The 14,374-nt window shown below is 59.5% G+C and carries 13 protein-coding genes; 5 read left to right on the top strand and 8 right to left on the bottom strand.

Features of this window, described 5'->3' with window-relative positions; genetic code table 11:
- Window positions 1–10: 10 nt before the first annotated feature.
- A complete protein-coding gene (locus tag ACB042_RS18245; RefSeq protein ID WP_371178866.1) occupies window positions 11–2,455 on the bottom strand; it encodes a VolA/Pla-1 family phospholipase in 2,445 nt (814 codons plus the stop codon).
- A gap of 300 nt (window positions 2,456–2,755) precedes the next feature.
- On the opposite strand from ACB042_RS18245, the gene ACB042_RS18240 reads away from it, so the two are divergent.
- On the top strand, window positions 2,756–3,013 hold the full coding sequence (locus tag ACB042_RS18240) for an accessory factor UbiK family protein (RefSeq protein WP_005339429.1): 258 nt from the start codon (window positions 2,756–2,758) through the stop codon (window positions 3,011–3,013).
- A 54-nt stretch (window positions 3,014–3,067) separates the two neighbouring features.
- On the opposite strand, the gene ACB042_RS18235 is transcribed toward ACB042_RS18240, so the two are convergent.
- From ACB042_RS18235 to trxA, 6 genes are all read right to left on the bottom strand, one after another.
- Window positions 3,068–4,081 (bottom strand): GGDEF domain-containing protein, encoded by a 1,014-nt coding sequence (locus tag ACB042_RS18235; protein WP_371178865.1) that lies wholly within the window; start codon window positions 4,079–4,081, stop codon window positions 3,068–3,070.
- A gap of 219 nt (window positions 4,082–4,300) precedes the next feature.
- On the bottom strand, window positions 4,301–4,999 hold the full coding sequence (gene fre, locus ACB042_RS18230) for an NAD(P)H-flavin reductase (RefSeq protein ID WP_005339423.1): 699 nt from the start codon (window positions 4,997–4,999) through the stop codon (window positions 4,301–4,303).
- A 146-nt stretch (window positions 5,000–5,145) separates the two neighbouring features.
- Window positions 5,146–6,615, bottom strand: a complete 1,470-nt coding sequence (gene ubiD, locus ACB042_RS18225) for a 4-hydroxy-3-polyprenylbenzoate decarboxylase (RefSeq protein WP_005339421.1) — start codon at window positions 6,613–6,615, stop codon at window positions 5,146–5,148.
- A 33-nt stretch (window positions 6,616–6,648) separates the two neighbouring features.
- Window positions 6,649–7,641, bottom strand: a complete 993-nt coding sequence (locus tag ACB042_RS18220; RefSeq protein ID WP_371178864.1) for a hypothetical protein — start codon at window positions 7,639–7,641, stop codon at window positions 6,649–6,651.
- A gap of 108 nt (window positions 7,642–7,749) precedes the next feature.
- Window positions 7,750–9,015 (bottom strand): transcription termination factor Rho, encoded by a 1,266-nt coding sequence (rho, locus tag ACB042_RS18215; protein WP_005339417.1) that lies wholly within the window; start codon window positions 9,013–9,015, stop codon window positions 7,750–7,752.
- Window positions 9,016–9,219: 204 nt separating this feature from the next.
- On the bottom strand, window positions 9,220–9,546 hold the full coding sequence (gene trxA / locus ACB042_RS18210; RefSeq protein ID WP_005339416.1) for a thioredoxin TrxA: 327 nt from the start codon (window positions 9,544–9,546) through the stop codon (window positions 9,220–9,222).
- A gap of 113 nt (window positions 9,547–9,659) precedes the next feature.
- Here trxA and rhlB point away from each other — a divergent pair, with 113 nt between their 5' ends.
- Genes rhlB through ACB042_RS18195 form a run of 3 tightly spaced genes read left to right on the top strand, consistent with a single transcriptional unit; the run spans window position 9,660 to window position 12,736 of the window.
- On the top strand, window positions 9,660–10,949 hold the full coding sequence (rhlB, locus tag ACB042_RS18205) for an ATP-dependent RNA helicase RhlB (RefSeq protein WP_139444416.1): 1,290 nt from the start codon (window positions 9,660–9,662) through the stop codon (window positions 10,947–10,949).
- Between the two features lie 11 nt (window positions 10,950–10,960).
- Window positions 10,961–12,451, top strand: a complete 1,491-nt coding sequence (gppA, locus tag ACB042_RS18200) for a guanosine-5'-triphosphate,3'-diphosphate diphosphatase (protein ID WP_236303224.1) — start codon at window positions 10,961–10,963, stop codon at window positions 12,449–12,451.
- Between the two features lie 30 nt (window positions 12,452–12,481).
- Window positions 12,482–12,736: a Rho-binding antiterminator gene (locus ACB042_RS18195; protein WP_042054704.1), complete on the top strand. Its 255-nt coding sequence runs from the start codon at window positions 12,482–12,484 to the stop codon at window positions 12,734–12,736.
- A gap of 71 nt (window positions 12,737–12,807) precedes the next feature.
- Here ACB042_RS18195 and ACB042_RS18190 read toward each other — a convergent pair whose 3' ends face one another.
- Window positions 12,808–13,557, bottom strand: a complete 750-nt coding sequence (locus tag ACB042_RS18190; RefSeq protein WP_201975869.1) for a class I SAM-dependent methyltransferase — start codon at window positions 13,555–13,557, stop codon at window positions 12,808–12,810.
- A gap of 76 nt (window positions 13,558–13,633) precedes the next feature.
- On the opposite strand from ACB042_RS18190, the gene ACB042_RS18185 reads away from it, so the two are divergent.
- Window positions 13,634–14,374: a substrate-binding periplasmic protein gene (locus ACB042_RS18185; protein ID WP_371178863.1), complete on the top strand. Its 741-nt coding sequence runs from the start codon at window positions 13,634–13,636 to the stop codon at window positions 14,372–14,374.

The raw sequence follows: 14,374 nt of genomic DNA, 5'->3' as shown, positions 1-14,374 counted from the left end.
CGATAGGCAGTTACTGCTTGATCAGGGTGTCGTCAGTCACCTTGACCGCCGCACCGCCACTCATAAAGAAGCTGGCGAACTGGGTCTGGATCTCGGTGGTGACCGCGCCAGCCTGATCGAAGTTCTCGTCAGGAGCCAGCAGCGAGCTATGGCCCCCTTTCAGGAAGCGCGCAGCATGGTGACCCGCCGGGAGCACGCCGGAACCCTTCAGCTCTTGCAAACCCAACACCCGGAACAGTGGCTCGGTGCCACCCAGCGGCGCAGAGGCGATGCTGTTGGGGATCACTTGATCCGGCAAGCTGAGCGCACCATCACCCACAATTTCGGTGGCGAACAGCGGGAAACTCTTGGCGACGCCACTGCCCAGATTGATCGGGTCCGCAGAGTCCAGCACTGACTGGGCGGCAAAGGTATAGCTCTGCAAGGTGCTCGCCGCACCCGCCTGCGTGGCCGCATCCAGACTGGGCAGGAACTCGTTGACGAAGCAAGTGGCGGCAGCCGTTTTGCAATTCGGTGCATAGGCGGTAAAGCCCGCTTTCAGCGCCGGACTACCCGAGGTAAGCACGCTCATCTTGATGGTCGGCCCGAAGCTCGGCGAGTTGAGCAACAACGGCGCGATGCCGCCACCCGGCATCGCCAGACCACCGGTATCGAACTTGAACAGGGCATCAGCCTGAGCACTGCCGGTGGTCTGGTTGGCGACAGCCAGCAGATTGGCCCCGGTAATGGCACCGAGTGAGTGACCAAGGAAGTGAACTTTCAGACCGGCACCACCCAATTGGCCACCCAATCCCTGGGTGTTGGCCAGACCGACAGCCAGTCGCAGTCCCAGCAGATCGGCCACGCTCTGTTTCAGGTTGTCCCGCGCCACCGTCAGATAGCCCAGATTCAGATAGGGAGTCGGATTCTCGGAGGTGGTGACGGTATCCATGCTGCCGCTCAAGGCATAGCCACGTTCGCCGTGCAGCGGATGATCGATCACCACCACAGCAACTACCTTGTTCACTGATGGGTCTAACCCGGCACCTATCTGGCCCAGCGCCAGCGCATAGGCGTTCTCCTTGATGGAGGTGACTCCGTGCTGATAGATGATCACATCAGTGACAGTGCTCAAGTTGATCGTCGGTGCAAAGATCCGCAGCGGTACCGATTGTACTTCGGTCAGAGTCGGCAACGGGTTGAAACGACCGATATTGCGCTCGGCATCCAGCGGCTTGCCACCGGAGGTGAGGGTCACCCCGATCAGCTTGCTCGCCTCGGTCAGCAGTTCACTCTGACGGCTCGGGTCGGCGATCAGCTCACCCAGCAATGCGGGGTCCACGCCCGCCCCGACCAGTCCACCGATCACCTCGGTATCGCCCGCTTTCAGCGCGTTGGCGATGGCATAGAGGCTGGGAATGGCGCCGTGCCAGGATTGGGTCTTGGCCTTGTCCCAGGAGCCGGCTATCGCCGGGGTTGAGAGGAAGTAAGGGAGTTTGACGGTACCGGTATACACCTTGGTTAGCTGGGCAACCCCGTTAAGCGGCGTACCAACCCCAAAGGCGGCTGTCAGTGCATCTTTCTGATCCTGCGGCAAGAATGGCTCATTCGCCAGCTGGGTCAGAAAATCCACCCCGCCATTAAGACCATTGATGGTATAGGTTGCCGGCAGGCTGGTGTTGCCTCTGGCATCCTGTTTCCACAGCGCCGCGGCGTCCAGGCTCGGGCTCTTCAGCACCGAAGCGGCGGCACTTTTCACTGCCAGCAGCACATCGGCACCAGATTGGGTGGCAAACCAGTCGGAGAAGATCACCCGATCGCTGGTGATCCCGGTGGCCGCCTTGAACAGACCTTCCTGCAGCGAGATCAGGCCGTTGATGGTCTGCTCCTGAGTAGTTGCGCCAGCTGTCGATTTGAAGCTGCTGTAATCGCCTCCCGCCTTGAGCGGTGTGCCGCGACTGTCCTTGAGGGCATCGGTCGCCACGATCATGTAGTAAGAAGAGGGATTGAGCGGCTTGAGCGGAACCAGATTAAGCTTGCCGTCCCCACCGGTGACCACAAAGTCGGTCCCATAAACCAGTGGCTTGCCGCCCTTGACTCCGTTGGGTTGCAGAGTGACCGGATCCAGCGTGAGCTCGAGCAGGTAGAGGGGCGCAACGGCAGAAGCATACTCGCTGGCCGCCGGTGCCGGCACAGAGACACCGGTCACGGTCGCCGGTACCAGCTGGATGGGTTGGGTGGTTGACCAACCATCCAGAGTGGAGAGGGCAGATACCGGGTTCGACAGATCAGCCGTTTCTGTCGAAAACTTCAGGGTACCATCGCTGGCACGGGGGGCCAGCACGCTCGGGCGCACCCCGTTGGCGCCACTCAGGACGTAGTCGAGGGAGCTGGTGGTGTCTCCCTTGTTGTCATCTCCACCACATCCGGCCAGCAGGGCGCTGACAACAGCTGCATAAATTAGCTTCTTCTTCATTTTTTATTCTCTTTTTATAGGGTTGTTATCCATCACAAGCCAACGGGGTCATCACGACCTCGACTGCAAAACGTTAACATAAAACCAACACCAAATAAGACTCATGCCGGACAGTTCTGGCTCAGCTTTGTGGTGCATGTCATAGTTTCAGGTTAACAAAGGGGCGCAAGGGTAGCAGTTGTAGCCCCATCACCAGACCCGACCAGCCAGCGGGCACCATCACGACTAAAAAGCCGCCGCGATCTCGGCAAAGTGAGGGAATTGTCGGTAGAATGTCCGCCAACGCTTAAGGAGGACATCATGATCGACCCGAAGAAACTGGAAGAGATCGCCAAGCAGGTGCACAACTCCCTGCCGCCCGGCATTCGCAGCATGGGTGAAGAGGCCGAGAAGAAGATGCGTCAGGTACTGCAGGCCCAGCTGGGCAAGCTGGATCTGGTCAGCCGCGAAGAGTTCGACGTGCAGACCAAGGTGCTGCTGCGTACCCGTGAAAAACTGGCCGCCCTCGAAAGCAAGCTGGCTCAGCTCGAGCAGCAGCTCGGCGCCAAAGGCGAATAACAAAAACCCCAGCTCGGCTGGGGTTTTTGCTTTGTATTGAACCTGTAAAAAACATCACACCTGAAGCAGATACCAGGCCCGCTTGCCGCGTGCCTTGGCCTCATACATGGCACGGTCGGCAACCTCCAATGCCTGCCGGAAGCTCAATGGCTCCTCCTCCCACAGGGCGATGCCGATACTCAGCCCCACCCGTTGCGGGCAACCGGGTTTGGGCACATAGCCGTGCATCCGGCTGATCAGGGCGTCAGCCAGTTGCGCCAGGCCATGGCTCGACACATCCCGGTGCAGATGCACCACAAACTCGTCGCCGCCGTAACGGCCACATAGCGCCGAGCCCGGCATAATGAGGCGCAGCCAATCCGCCATCTGCTGCAACACCAGATCGCCGCAGGCGTGCCCCAGCTGGTCATTGATCCCCTTGAAATCATCCAGATCGATAAAGAGCAGCGCCCCCGCCCCTTGCGGCTGCAGCTGGGCAAACGCCTTGCCAAACCCCTGCCGGTTGAGCAAGCCGGTCAGCGCGTCGCTGTTGGCGCGCTCCGCCAGTCGCTGCTCATAAGCCTTGCGCTGGGTGATATCGATATGGGAGCCCATGATCCGCAGCGGTTTGCCATCTCCATCCCGATCGACGACCCGTCCCCTATCCCACAGCCAGGTGACCTCGCCTTGCGGATTGATGGTGCGGTATTCGGCTTCATAGAAGAGGGTTTTACCCTCAAGGTGGGCAAAGTAGCTGCCCATGGCATGGGCGCGATCGTCGGGATGGAGCTTGGCGCTCCACTGATCGAAATGAGGGGCCATGTCACCGGCCTGAAAGTTCTGCAGATTGAAGACCCGCAGCTCGCCAGTGGGAATAGTGCCCTGCCAGAGACAGATGCCGGTGCCATCGAGGGCGGCATTGAGCTTCTCCTGCAACAGGCCATTTTCATGCTTCAAAGCGGCGATCTCTGCCTGCAAACGGGCCATTTCACCGCCATGAGGGGACGGGATCAGCGTTGCGACCCGCTTGACAGAGCCAGTCTCTCCCCTGTCATCCTCCGCAGATGCCCTGCCCTCTTCACTCAACACTGCGCCTCCTTGTGCTTGCTCTATGGATGCTCTTGTCAATCCCCCACAAAGATGCCATCAGCTACGTTCGATTAGTAGCCATTCATAGCCAAAATATTGAAAAATAATGGGATAACTCCGCGATAATCCAACCATTCGGTACGATCAGGTACTGCGGGAGCCCTAAAAACAAAAGCCCCCGGCAAAACCGGGGGCTGCGTCATCCAGACGGGGATCCCGTCAGATAAATTCGTAGGCGTCACCAAAGATGCGCTCCGGCTCGGCGCCAAGGATCTTGAACTCCTCACGCGCGGCACCCGCCATCTCGAAACGGCCGGCGACATAGATGTCGTAGTCGTGGAGACTGACGAAGTCATCCATGATCGCCTTGTGCACCAGCCCGCTCTTGCCAGTCCAGTCAGCCTCCGGCTCCTGCACCACCGGAATGAAGGTGAGCGGTGCATAGTCACGCTCCCACTGCTGCATCTGCTCCAGCTCATAGAGCCAGTGAGCCTGACGCACACCCCAGTAGAAGAACACCGGGCGCTTGCTGCCCGTGTCGATCAGATACTCCAGAATGGAGCGGGCGTAAGAGAAGCCGGTGCCGCCCGCCATCAGGATCAGCGGACGGGGAGATTCATCGCGCAGGAACGCCTTGCCAGCCGGCAATTCGACCTCGATCTCGCCCTGCTCGCGCATGCGGGCCAGCACCTGACCGGCGTAGGCGTTTTCGGGAGTGGCACCAATTTGCAGCTCCAGCACGCCCGGGCGGGTCGGCGAGTTGGCGATGGAGAAGGGGCGCTTGTCCGAATCGCTCATCACCACCAGCAGATACTGGCCCGGCTTGAAGCTGATCGCTTGCTGCGGCGTCAGGGCCACATGCCAGATGGTGTCGACATATTCGCGCAGTTCCTCTACGCGGCATTTGATACGTTGCATTCTTGTCCTTGTGGCGGGCTCGCTCGGCCCGCTTCGCTCATTGTTTCACTATGGAGTGACGACCAGCAGCCCTGGCCCCGTCAGTCGAGAATACTCAAATCAGTGCGGATCGCATCACTTTTTGCAGCAAAGCTGTCATGTTTGCCTCATCCGAGGATATTGAGCTCATCCCAGATGGCATCAACCTTCTGCTTCACCGCCTCATCCTGCACTATGGGCTGACCCCACTCCCGATTGGTCTCGCCCGGCCACTTGTTGGTGGCATCCAGCCCCATTTTGGAGCCGAGGCCGGAGACCGGCGAGGCGAAGTCCAGATAGTCGATCGGGGTGTGCTCGATCAAGGTGGTGTCCCGTGCCGGGTCCATCCGGGTGGTGATGGCCCAGATCACATCCTTCCAGTCGCGGGCGTTGACGTCATCGTCACACACCACCACGAACTTGGTGTACATGAACTGGCGCAGGAAGGACCAGACCCCCAGCATCACCCGCTTGGCGTGGCCCGGGTAACGCTTCTTGATAGTCACCACCGCCATCCGGTAGGAGCACCCCTCCGGCGGAAGATAGAAGTCCACAATCTCGGGGAACTGCTTCTGCAGCAGCGGCACGAACACCTCGTTCAGCGCCAGACCCAGCACCGCCGGTTCATCGGGCGGACGGCCGGTGTAGGTGCTGTGATAGATGGCATCGCGCCGCTTGGTGATGTGGGTGATGGTGAAGACCGGGAACTCGTCCACCTCGTTGTAGTAACCGGTGTGGTCGCCATAAGGGCCTTCCGGGGCCATCTCGCCCGGCTCAAGATAGCCTTCCAGCACAATCTCGGCGCTGGCGGGCACCTCCAAATCGCAGCTGATGGCCTTGATCACCTCGGTACGGCTGCCGCGCAGCAGACCAGCAAAGGCATATTCGGAGAGAGTATCCGGCACTGGCGTCACCGCGCCGAGAATGGTCGCCGGATCGGCACCGAGCGCCACCACCACCGGGAATCTCTCACCGGGATGGGCCTCCTGCCACTCGCGAAAATCGATGGCACCGCCACGGTGATCCAGCCAGCGCATGATCAGCTTGTTTTTGGCGATCTTCTGCTGGCGATAGATGCCGAGGTTCTGCCGCTTCTTGTAGGGGCCACGGGTGATGGTGAGGCCCCAGGTGACCAGCGGCGCCACATCGCCGGGCCAGCAGTGCTGGATCGGGATCTGGTCGAGATCGACCGCATCTCCCTCCTGCACCACCTGCTGGCAGGGGGCGGAAGAGAGGCGCTTGGTCGGCATGTTGAGCACCTGCTTGAAGATCGGCAGCTTCTCCATCAGCTCCTTGAATCCCTTGGGCGGCTCGGGCTCCTTGAGATAGGAGAGCCAGACCCCGACCTGACGCAAGGCACCCACATCGGGCTGCCCCATGCCCATGGCAACCCGATCCGGGGTGCCGAACAGGTTGGTCAGCACCGGCATGGTGTAGCCTTTGGGATTTTCGAACAGCAGAGCCGGGCCACCCGCACGCAGGGTGCGATCGCTGATCTCGGTCATCTCCAGATAGGGATCTATCTCGCGGGTGATGCGCTTGAGTTGTCCGTTTTGTTCCAGCTGCGCGATGAAATCACGCAAATCCTTGTATTTCATGCAAGTTCCCAACCGGGTTCAGGAGGTCACGCATTATAACCCTGGCTGCCCATCGGGTGTACCCGAATCGGGCAGCAGACTCGGTGCAATGGGTGGCATGTCACGCTGGCCAAGGCGTCTGGCCAGTGCAGAGAGCAGTTGGGGCTCGTCCACCTCCATCAACAGACCGGCCACCAGCGCCCCGTATTGACGGTTGGAGAGTTCCGCCAGCAGGTATTTCTGGGCCTGCGGCGGCAAGGGGGAGAGCGCGCTCAGCTGACGCAGGGCGGCCCCCTTCAATCCCTCGTTGCCACTGGCGGCAATCAGCAGATCGCTGGCAGCGCTGCCGTGATGGAAGCGGTTGATGGTAGAGAGAGCACGCAGCGCATCCTGATCTGCCGGCCGCCGCCACAGCATGCTATAGAGCGCCGGTTCGCCGGTGCGCTGCAACAGATGGAACAACAAATGATTGTCGGGCAGATAGATATTCTGGCTGGCCAGCGCTTGCGCCTCCCGCATCCAGATCGGTTGCGGCAAAGTGTCGAGAGCCAGCAACAGGGCTTGCTGCTGCATGGCGAGATCGGGGTTACTGCTGTAGTAGATGGACTTTAGCTGGAAGCTGCCCTGGGCAAGCTGCTGCCGATAGCGCTGCACCAGTGATTGCAGCTGCCACTCCCCCAGCAACTGACGGGCCTGCGCGGCAAAATCATAGACAGGTTGCTGCACCAGAAAACCGTCGACCTGCTGCTCCATGAGCCACTCGGGGGCCTTGTCGGCCTGAGCCGCGACCCACTGTTGCAACGCAGGAGATGCAGGGGTGGTCGCGGGAATATCCCGCAGCAGTTGCAACAGCAGGAACTCCCGCCGCTCGCGACTCAGGGTCGCCAGCAGAGAGTCGATGGCTGCAAATTGCCCCTCCTGCAGACGGCCCGCCAGATAGCGCTGGTGCGTCTGCAACGTCTCGGCTGTCACCGCGACCGGAGCACTCTGCGCGCAGGCAGGCATTGCACTCAGCAACCCCAACAATAACCAGAAAACAGGCTTCATGACGTCTCCATCCATGTGACATCGGGATCTCATACTACTAGGGCGACCGGAAAACAGATAAACAAAAACCGCGACCAGGGCCGCGGTTTCGTCATTTTCTGACCGGACTTACTTCTGCTGGCGCCGCATGGCGTCGAAGAACTCGTCGTTGGTCTTGGTCATCGCCAGCTTGTCGATGAGGAATTCGATACCATCGATCTCGCCCATCGGGTGGACAATCTTGCGCAGGATCCACATCTTCTGCAGCTCGTCACCTGAGGTGAGCAGCTCTTCTTTACGGGTGCCTGAGCGGGTGATGTCGATAGCCGGGTAGACGCGCTTCTCGGCAATCTTGCGCGAGAGGTGCAGTTCCATGTTGCCGGTACCCTTGAACTCTTCGTAGATAACCTCGTCCATCTTGGAGCCGGTATCGATCAGCGCGGTGGCGATGATGGTCAGGCTGCCGCCCTCCTCAACATTACGCGCGGCGCCAAAGAAGCGCTTCGGACGGTGCAGGGCGTTGGCATCCACACCACCGGTCAGTACCTTGCCGGATGACGGGATGACGGTGTTGTAGGCACGGGCCAGACGGGTGATGGAGTCCAGCAGGATCACCACATCTTTCTTGTGCTCGACCAGACGCTTGGCCTTCTCGATCACCATTTCGGCAACCTGAACGTGACGGGAAGCTGGCTCGTCAAAGGTGGAAGCGATCACTTCACCTTTCACCATCCGCTGCATCTCGGTCACTTCTTCCGGACGCTCGTCGATCAGCAGAACGATCAGTTCACAGTCCGGGTGGTTGTAGGCGATGCTCTGGGCGATGTTCTGCAGCAGCATGGTCTTACCGGCCTTGGGCGGCGCCACGATCAAGCCGCGCTGGCCTTTACCGATGGGGGAAGCCAGGTCCAGTACACGGGCAGTGATATCTTCGGTAGAGCCGTTACCCCGTTCCATACGCAGACGTTCGTTGGCATGCAGGGGGGTAAGGTTTTCAAACAGGATCTTGTTGCGGGAGTTTTCCGGACGGTCGTAGTTGACCTCATTGACCTTGAGCAGTGCGAAGTAGCGTTCGCCCTCTTTCGGTGGCCGGATCTTGCCGGAGATGGTATCGCCGGTACGCAGGTTGAAGCGGCGGATCTGGCTCGGGGAGACGTAGATATCGTCAGGGCCTGCCAGATAGGAGCCGTCTGCACTGCGCAGGAAGCCGAAACCATCGGTCAGGATTTCCAGCACACCGTCGCCAAAGATATCTTCACCACCCTTGGCGTGCGCCTTGAGGATTGCAAAAATAATATCTTTCTTGTGCGCCCGAGCCAGATTTTCCAACCCCATGGATTCGCCAAGCTTGACCAGCTCGGACACAGGAGTGTTCTTTAATTCAGTCAGATTCATAGTGGTGAAAGTCTGTAAGCAAGGATTGAAATGAGGAGACAGTCTGCTGGATTGATGCTGATCGGATTTGATTGCCAGGCTGTGGTTAGCAAAGAGTCAGGCAAAAAGGTTAGCAAACGAGCGATAAACTAGCACCAATCGGGATGAGCGTCTAGGTGATAAAACACAAGGAGCGCATTATTGCAATGCGCTCCTCTTTAATTATTACAGGTTGCCGTCCAGGAACTCTTTCAGCTGAGTCTTGGACAGTGCACCGACCTTGGTCGCTGCCACTTCGCCATTCTTGAACAGCAAGAGGGTCGGGATACCACGAATGCCGTACTTGGGCGGAGTATCAGAGTTATGGTCGATGTTCAGTTTGGCTACGGTCACGCGACCTTCGTACTCTTGGGCAACTTCTTCCAGGATCGGGGCAATCATCTTGCACGGACCACACCACTCGGCCCAGAAGTCGACCAGAACGGCGCCATCGGCTTTGATTACATCTGCCTCGAAGCTGGCATCGCTCAGCTGAACAATCTTGTCACTCATCTCCAACTCCAGTCAGTAATTAAGGCTTTATTGACATATCAACAAAGGCAATAGTTGCCCTATTTGAAATGATCCTGTTTATTATTGCAAGCCTAACCTGATAACCTACCGCCATGAGCAAAACACACTTAACGACCGACAAATTCGCCCAAATGGGCCTCGAACCCGAAGTTCTGGCTGGTCTGGAATCAAAGGGATTTCACTATTGCACGCCCATCCAGGCACTGTCTCTGCCACTGCTGGTAGAAGGTCATGACCTCGCCGGTCAGGCCCAGACAGGAACCGGCAAGACCATTGCCTTCCTGGCCGCGACATTCAACTATTTGCTGACTCACCCGCTGACCAAGCCCCGTCTGGTTAACCAACCCAGAGCCATCATCATGGCACCCACCCGGGAACTGGCAGTACAGATCTATAACGATGCCGACAGCATCGCCGCCTCTACCGGCCTGAAACTCGGCCTCGCCTACGGTGGCGAAGGTTACGACAAGCAGCTGGCTGTGCTGGAGCAGGGCGTCGACATCCTGATCGGCACCACTGGCCGCATCATCGACTACTTCAAGTCCAAGGTGATCGATCTCGGCAACATTCAGGTCGTGGTTCTGGACGAAGCTGATCGCATGTTCGATCTGGGCTTCATCAAGGACATCCGCTTCCTGTTCCGCCGCATGCCGCCCGCGACCGAGCGTCTGAGCATGCTGTTCTCCGCCACCCTCTCCCTGCGTGTGCAGGAGCTGGCCTACGAACACATGAACCACCCGGAACATGTGCAGGTAGAGCCGGAGCAGATGACCGGCGTGCGGATCAAGGAGGAGCTGTTCTACCCCTCCAATGAAGACAAGATGTTGCTGCTGCTCTCCCTGATGGAAGAGGAGTGGCCGGAAAAAGCGATCGTCTTCGCCAACACCAAGCACGTCTGTGAAGACGTCCATGCCTGGCTGGAAAACGACGGCCACCGCGTCGGTCTGCTGACCGGTGACGTGCCGCAGAAGAAGCGGATGAAGATCCTCGAGGATTTCACCAAGGGTGCGCTCGATATTCTGGTCGCCACCGACGTGGCCGCCCGTGGTCTGCACATCCCTGACGTGACCCACGTCTTCAACTATGACCTGCCCGACGACGCCGAAGACTATGTACACCGCATCGGTCGTACCGGTCGTGCCGGCAAGAGCGGTCACTCCATCAGCCTGGCCTGTGAAGACTATGCCTTCAACCTGCCGGCCATCGAGGAGTACATCCACCACGCCATTCCGGTCAGCAAATATGATCGCGAAGCGCTGCTGGATGACGTGACCCCGCCGAAACGGGTGTTCCGCAACCGTCAGCCGGTGAACCGCAACATGCGGGATCGTCAGGGCGGTGGCAACAGCAACAACCGTCGTCGTCCGCCGCGCAAGAGCTAAGGACAGGCCCGTTGCACAACTCGCCTCTCTATGCCGCTATCGACCTCGGCTCCAACAGCTTTCATATGCTGGTGGTGCGCGAGGTCGCCGGTGCCCTGCGCACCGTCGCCAAGGTCAAGCGCAAGGTTCGCCTCGCAGCCGGGCTCGATCCGGAATTTCGTCTCAGCCGTGCCGCCATGGAGCGGGGCTGGGACTGTTTGCGTCTCTTCTCCGAACAGTTGCAGGACATTCCGGCCGACAATATCCGGGTGGTGGGCACCGCAACCTTACGACTTGCCACCAACGTCGATGAGTTCCTCAGCGAAGCGGAACGGGTACTCAACCACAGCATCGAGATCATCTCGGGCGAGGAAGAGGCCAAGACCATCTATGAAGGGGTCTCCTGGACCTCTGCCGGGGAAGGCAACCGGCTGGTGATCGACATCGGCGGTGCCAGTACCGAACTGGTGATCGGCGAACATAGCGAAGCAAAACTGCTCAACAGCCTGCACATGGGCTGCGTCACCTGGCTCAACAATCACTTCGGTGATGGCGAGCTCTCCGAAGCCCGTTTCGAGCAGGCGATTGCCGCCGCCAAGGCGGTGCTGGAGAAGGTGGCGGAAGATTACCGCGCCCTCGGCTGGCGCACCTGCGTCGGCGCCTCCGGCACGGTGCAGGCACTGCAAGAGATCATGCTGGCGCAAGGGAAGAGCGAACGGGTCACCCTGCCGAAACTGCAGGAGCTGATGGGTCAGGCCATCGCCTGCGGCAAGCTCGACCGGCTGCAACTGGAAGGGCTGGCGGCCGAGCGGCTGACCGTGTTCCCCTCCGGCCTCGCCATCCTGATCGCCATCTTCGAAACCCTCGATATCGAGAGCATGACCCTCGCGGGTGGCGCCCTGCGTGAAGGACTGATCTACGGTCTGCTGGGCAACAATCACGACTGTGATGCCCGGGATCGCACCGCCGACAGCCTGATCAGCCGCTATCAGCTGGATAAAGAGCACGCCGAACGGGTGCGCGATACCGCCGTCGAGGCGTTCAACCAGCTGCAACCGGCCTGGCGACTCTCCAAACGCTACGGTCGTCCGATCTTGCGTTATGCCGCCCTGCTGCACGAGATCGGCCTCTGTATCGAATACAAGAAGGCGCCGCAACACGCCGCCTACATCATCGACAACATCGACATGCCGGGCTTTACCCCTGCGCAAAAGAAGCTGCTGTCGGCCCTGCTGTTCAACCAGCGGGACGAATTCAAGCTGGAACCACTGGAGAAACAGGGTGCCGTCACCGCTCGTCAGGCGATCAGGCTGGCCCGTATCCTGCGCATCGCGCTGATCCTCTGCATGCGCCGCACCCAGGGCACAGTGCCCAGCTTCACCCTGCAGGCAGAAGAGGAGTCACTGACCCTGACCCTGCCCAAGGGCTGGATGGATGAACACTACCTGCGTGCCAGCGAGCTGCGCTTTGAAGTGGAACGCCAGCAAAAAATGGGCTGGCCTACCCGCGTACAGGAAGCCTGACTCAGCAACCTGCCTGTTTTGGAGCCGATCATGCCGGATTATCAACCCATCAGCTGCGATCTCTACGACTGGCTCGAAATTGCTGCCAGCTGGCAACTGCCGGTGACCCTCACCAGCCGCGATGATCGCCAATGGGATGACAAGATCCGCACTATCGAAGCCAGCGAAGGGGTCGAGTATCTGCTGCTGCACAGTGGCGAGCGGCTCAGTCTGGCAGAACTGGCGACCCTGCGCCTGAACTGGCAAGGGGAAGAGAAGCTGATCCGCTTCGCGCCAACCAACTGAATCCAATACGAAAAAGGAGGGCCAACATGACGTTGGCCCTCCTTTTTTGCATCCGCAACTCGCACCGGCCGTTAACTCGCCGCCAGCGCCGCCATCACATAGACATCAAAGCGGTTGCTCTTGGTTTCGATGGCCATGCTGGGTTTATGCTCGTTGAGCCAGCCGGCGTAATCCGGCCGCTTCACCACCACCCGCTTATCAGCCATCTTGAGCGCAGCAGGCAACAAGGCATCCGCATCGAGATCCGGACCCACCAGCGACTGGAACACCCGCATCTCCTTTTTCACCAGCGCCGACTTCTGCTTGTGGGGGAACATGGGGTCGAGGTAGATCACCTCGGGCCGCTCCGGCAGCGCCAGCAGGTTGTCCACCGCCGGGCCTTGCAGCAGGTGCATCCGCTCACTGACCCAGGGGCCAATCTCAGGATCCTGTGCCGCCCGCGCCAGCCCATCCTGCAACAGGGCGGCCACCACGGGACTGCGCTCGATCAGGGTCACCTTGCAACCGAGGGAGGCGAGCACGAAGGCATCACGCCCCAGCCCGGCAGTGGCATCCACCACGGTTGGTGTGGCACCGGCCTTGAGCCCCACTGCCTTGGCGATGGATTGACCGCGACCGCCGCCAAACTTGCGGCGATGCGCCACCGCCCCTTCCACGAAGTCCACATAGACGGCCCCCAGCTTGGGTTCATCCAGCTTGCGCAGTTCCAACCGTTCCGGGGTAAACACCAGGGCAAACTGGGGAAGGTCGAGCTGGGCAAGCTGGCTGGCCAGAGCGTCTGCCTGCGCGGCCTTGGCGGGGTCTTCGAGGAGGATTTGCATGGTCTTTGGATGCGTTCTAAGTTCAGTGAACCGAGTGTACCACAGCCCCTTCAAGTCGCTGTAGGGAGGAAATCCCATGAACCTGTTCATTGCCCTGCTCCTCGCCGCCCAGAGCGGCACAAACCTGAAGGTCTGCGGCGTAGACTGGCCTCCCTTTTCTTATGCCGAACAGGGCAACCTGAAAGAGGGCATTTCGGTGGAGATCCATCAAGAGGTGGCGCGCCGCCTTGGCATGAACCTCACCCTGCTTGAACTGCCTTGGGGACGCTGCGAGCAGTATGTCAGCACCCAGCTGGCGGATGGCATTCTCGACAATGCCCCTCTCCCCGGTTGCTATCACTCTGACCTTGCCACCGCCTTCTATCCTCTGGCCGCCTATGTGCGTACCGACAGTCCGTTACAGAACTTCTCGTGGGAGATGGCCAAGGGGCTGAAAGTAGGGATGGTCAGGGGGTATGACTACACGGCCAAGATCAGGAACTTCACCGGCTGGGAGCCCATCAAGGTTCACTCCGACAAACAGCTGCTACTGATGCTGGAAAAGAGTCGGGTCGATATGATCATCCTGGACTACTTCTCTGCCCCCATTCTGTCGAGGGAGCAGGACGTCAGGATCCGCGCCCTCAGCCCCTTTATCGATTCGACGCCGCTCTACCTCTGTTTTGGCAAACAGAAGGCTGACCTGCTGCCTGCCTACAACAAGGCGCTGCAAGAGATGCAGGATGAGGGAGTACTGGATCGCATCTATTTGCGCTATCTCGGCGAAGATTACCGGACATTGAAAACCAAACAGGAAAAGATGACATCGCAGGAGTAA

This window comes from Aeromonas sp. S13(2024), from assembly GCF_041402405.1.
Classification (GTDB): Bacteria; Pseudomonadota; Gammaproteobacteria; order Enterobacterales; family Aeromonadaceae; genus Aeromonas; species Aeromonas veronii.
Note: the sequence above shows the minus strand (reverse complement) of the source record. Positions and strands in the feature narration are given on the sequence as shown.

What these genes read in the sequence shown, in the direction of transcription:
- ubiD (WP_005339421.1), bottom strand. Translation starts at nt 6,615, where the DNA reads ATGAAATACAAGGATTTGCGTGATTTCATCGCGCAGCTGGAACAAAAC.
- rhlB (WP_139444416.1), top strand. Translation starts at nt 9,660, where the DNA reads ATGAGCAAAACACACTTAACGACCGACAAATTCGCCCAAATGGGCCTC.
- ACB042_RS18220 (WP_371178864.1), bottom strand. Translation starts at nt 7,641, where the DNA reads ATGAAGCCTGTTTTCTGGTTATTGTTGGGGTTGCTGAGTGCAATGCCT.
- ACB042_RS18185 (WP_371178863.1), top strand. Translation starts at nt 13,634, where the DNA reads ATGAACCTGTTCATTGCCCTGCTCCTCGCCGCCCAGAGCGGCACAAAC.
- fre (WP_005339423.1), bottom strand. Translation starts at nt 4,999, where the DNA reads ATGCAACGTATCAAATGCCGCGTAGAGGAACTGCGCGAATATGTCGAC.
- ACB042_RS18195 (WP_042054704.1), top strand. Translation starts at nt 12,482, where the DNA reads ATGCCGGATTATCAACCCATCAGCTGCGATCTCTACGACTGGCTCGAA.
- ACB042_RS18240 (WP_005339429.1), top strand. Translation starts at nt 2,756, where the DNA reads ATGATCGACCCGAAGAAACTGGAAGAGATCGCCAAGCAGGTGCACAAC.
- rho (WP_005339417.1), bottom strand. Translation starts at nt 9,015, where the DNA reads ATGAATCTGACTGAATTAAAGAACACTCCTGTGTCCGAGCTGGTCAAG.
- trxA (WP_005339416.1), bottom strand. Translation starts at nt 9,546, where the DNA reads ATGAGTGACAAGATTGTTCAGCTGAGCGATGCCAGCTTCGAGGCAGAT.
- ACB042_RS18190 (WP_201975869.1), bottom strand. Translation starts at nt 13,557, where the DNA reads ATGCAAATCCTCCTCGAAGACCCCGCCAAGGCCGCGCAGGCAGACGCT.
- ACB042_RS18245 (WP_371178866.1), bottom strand. Translation starts at nt 2,455, where the DNA reads ATGAAGAAGAAGCTAATTTATGCAGCTGTTGTCAGCGCCCTGCTGGCC.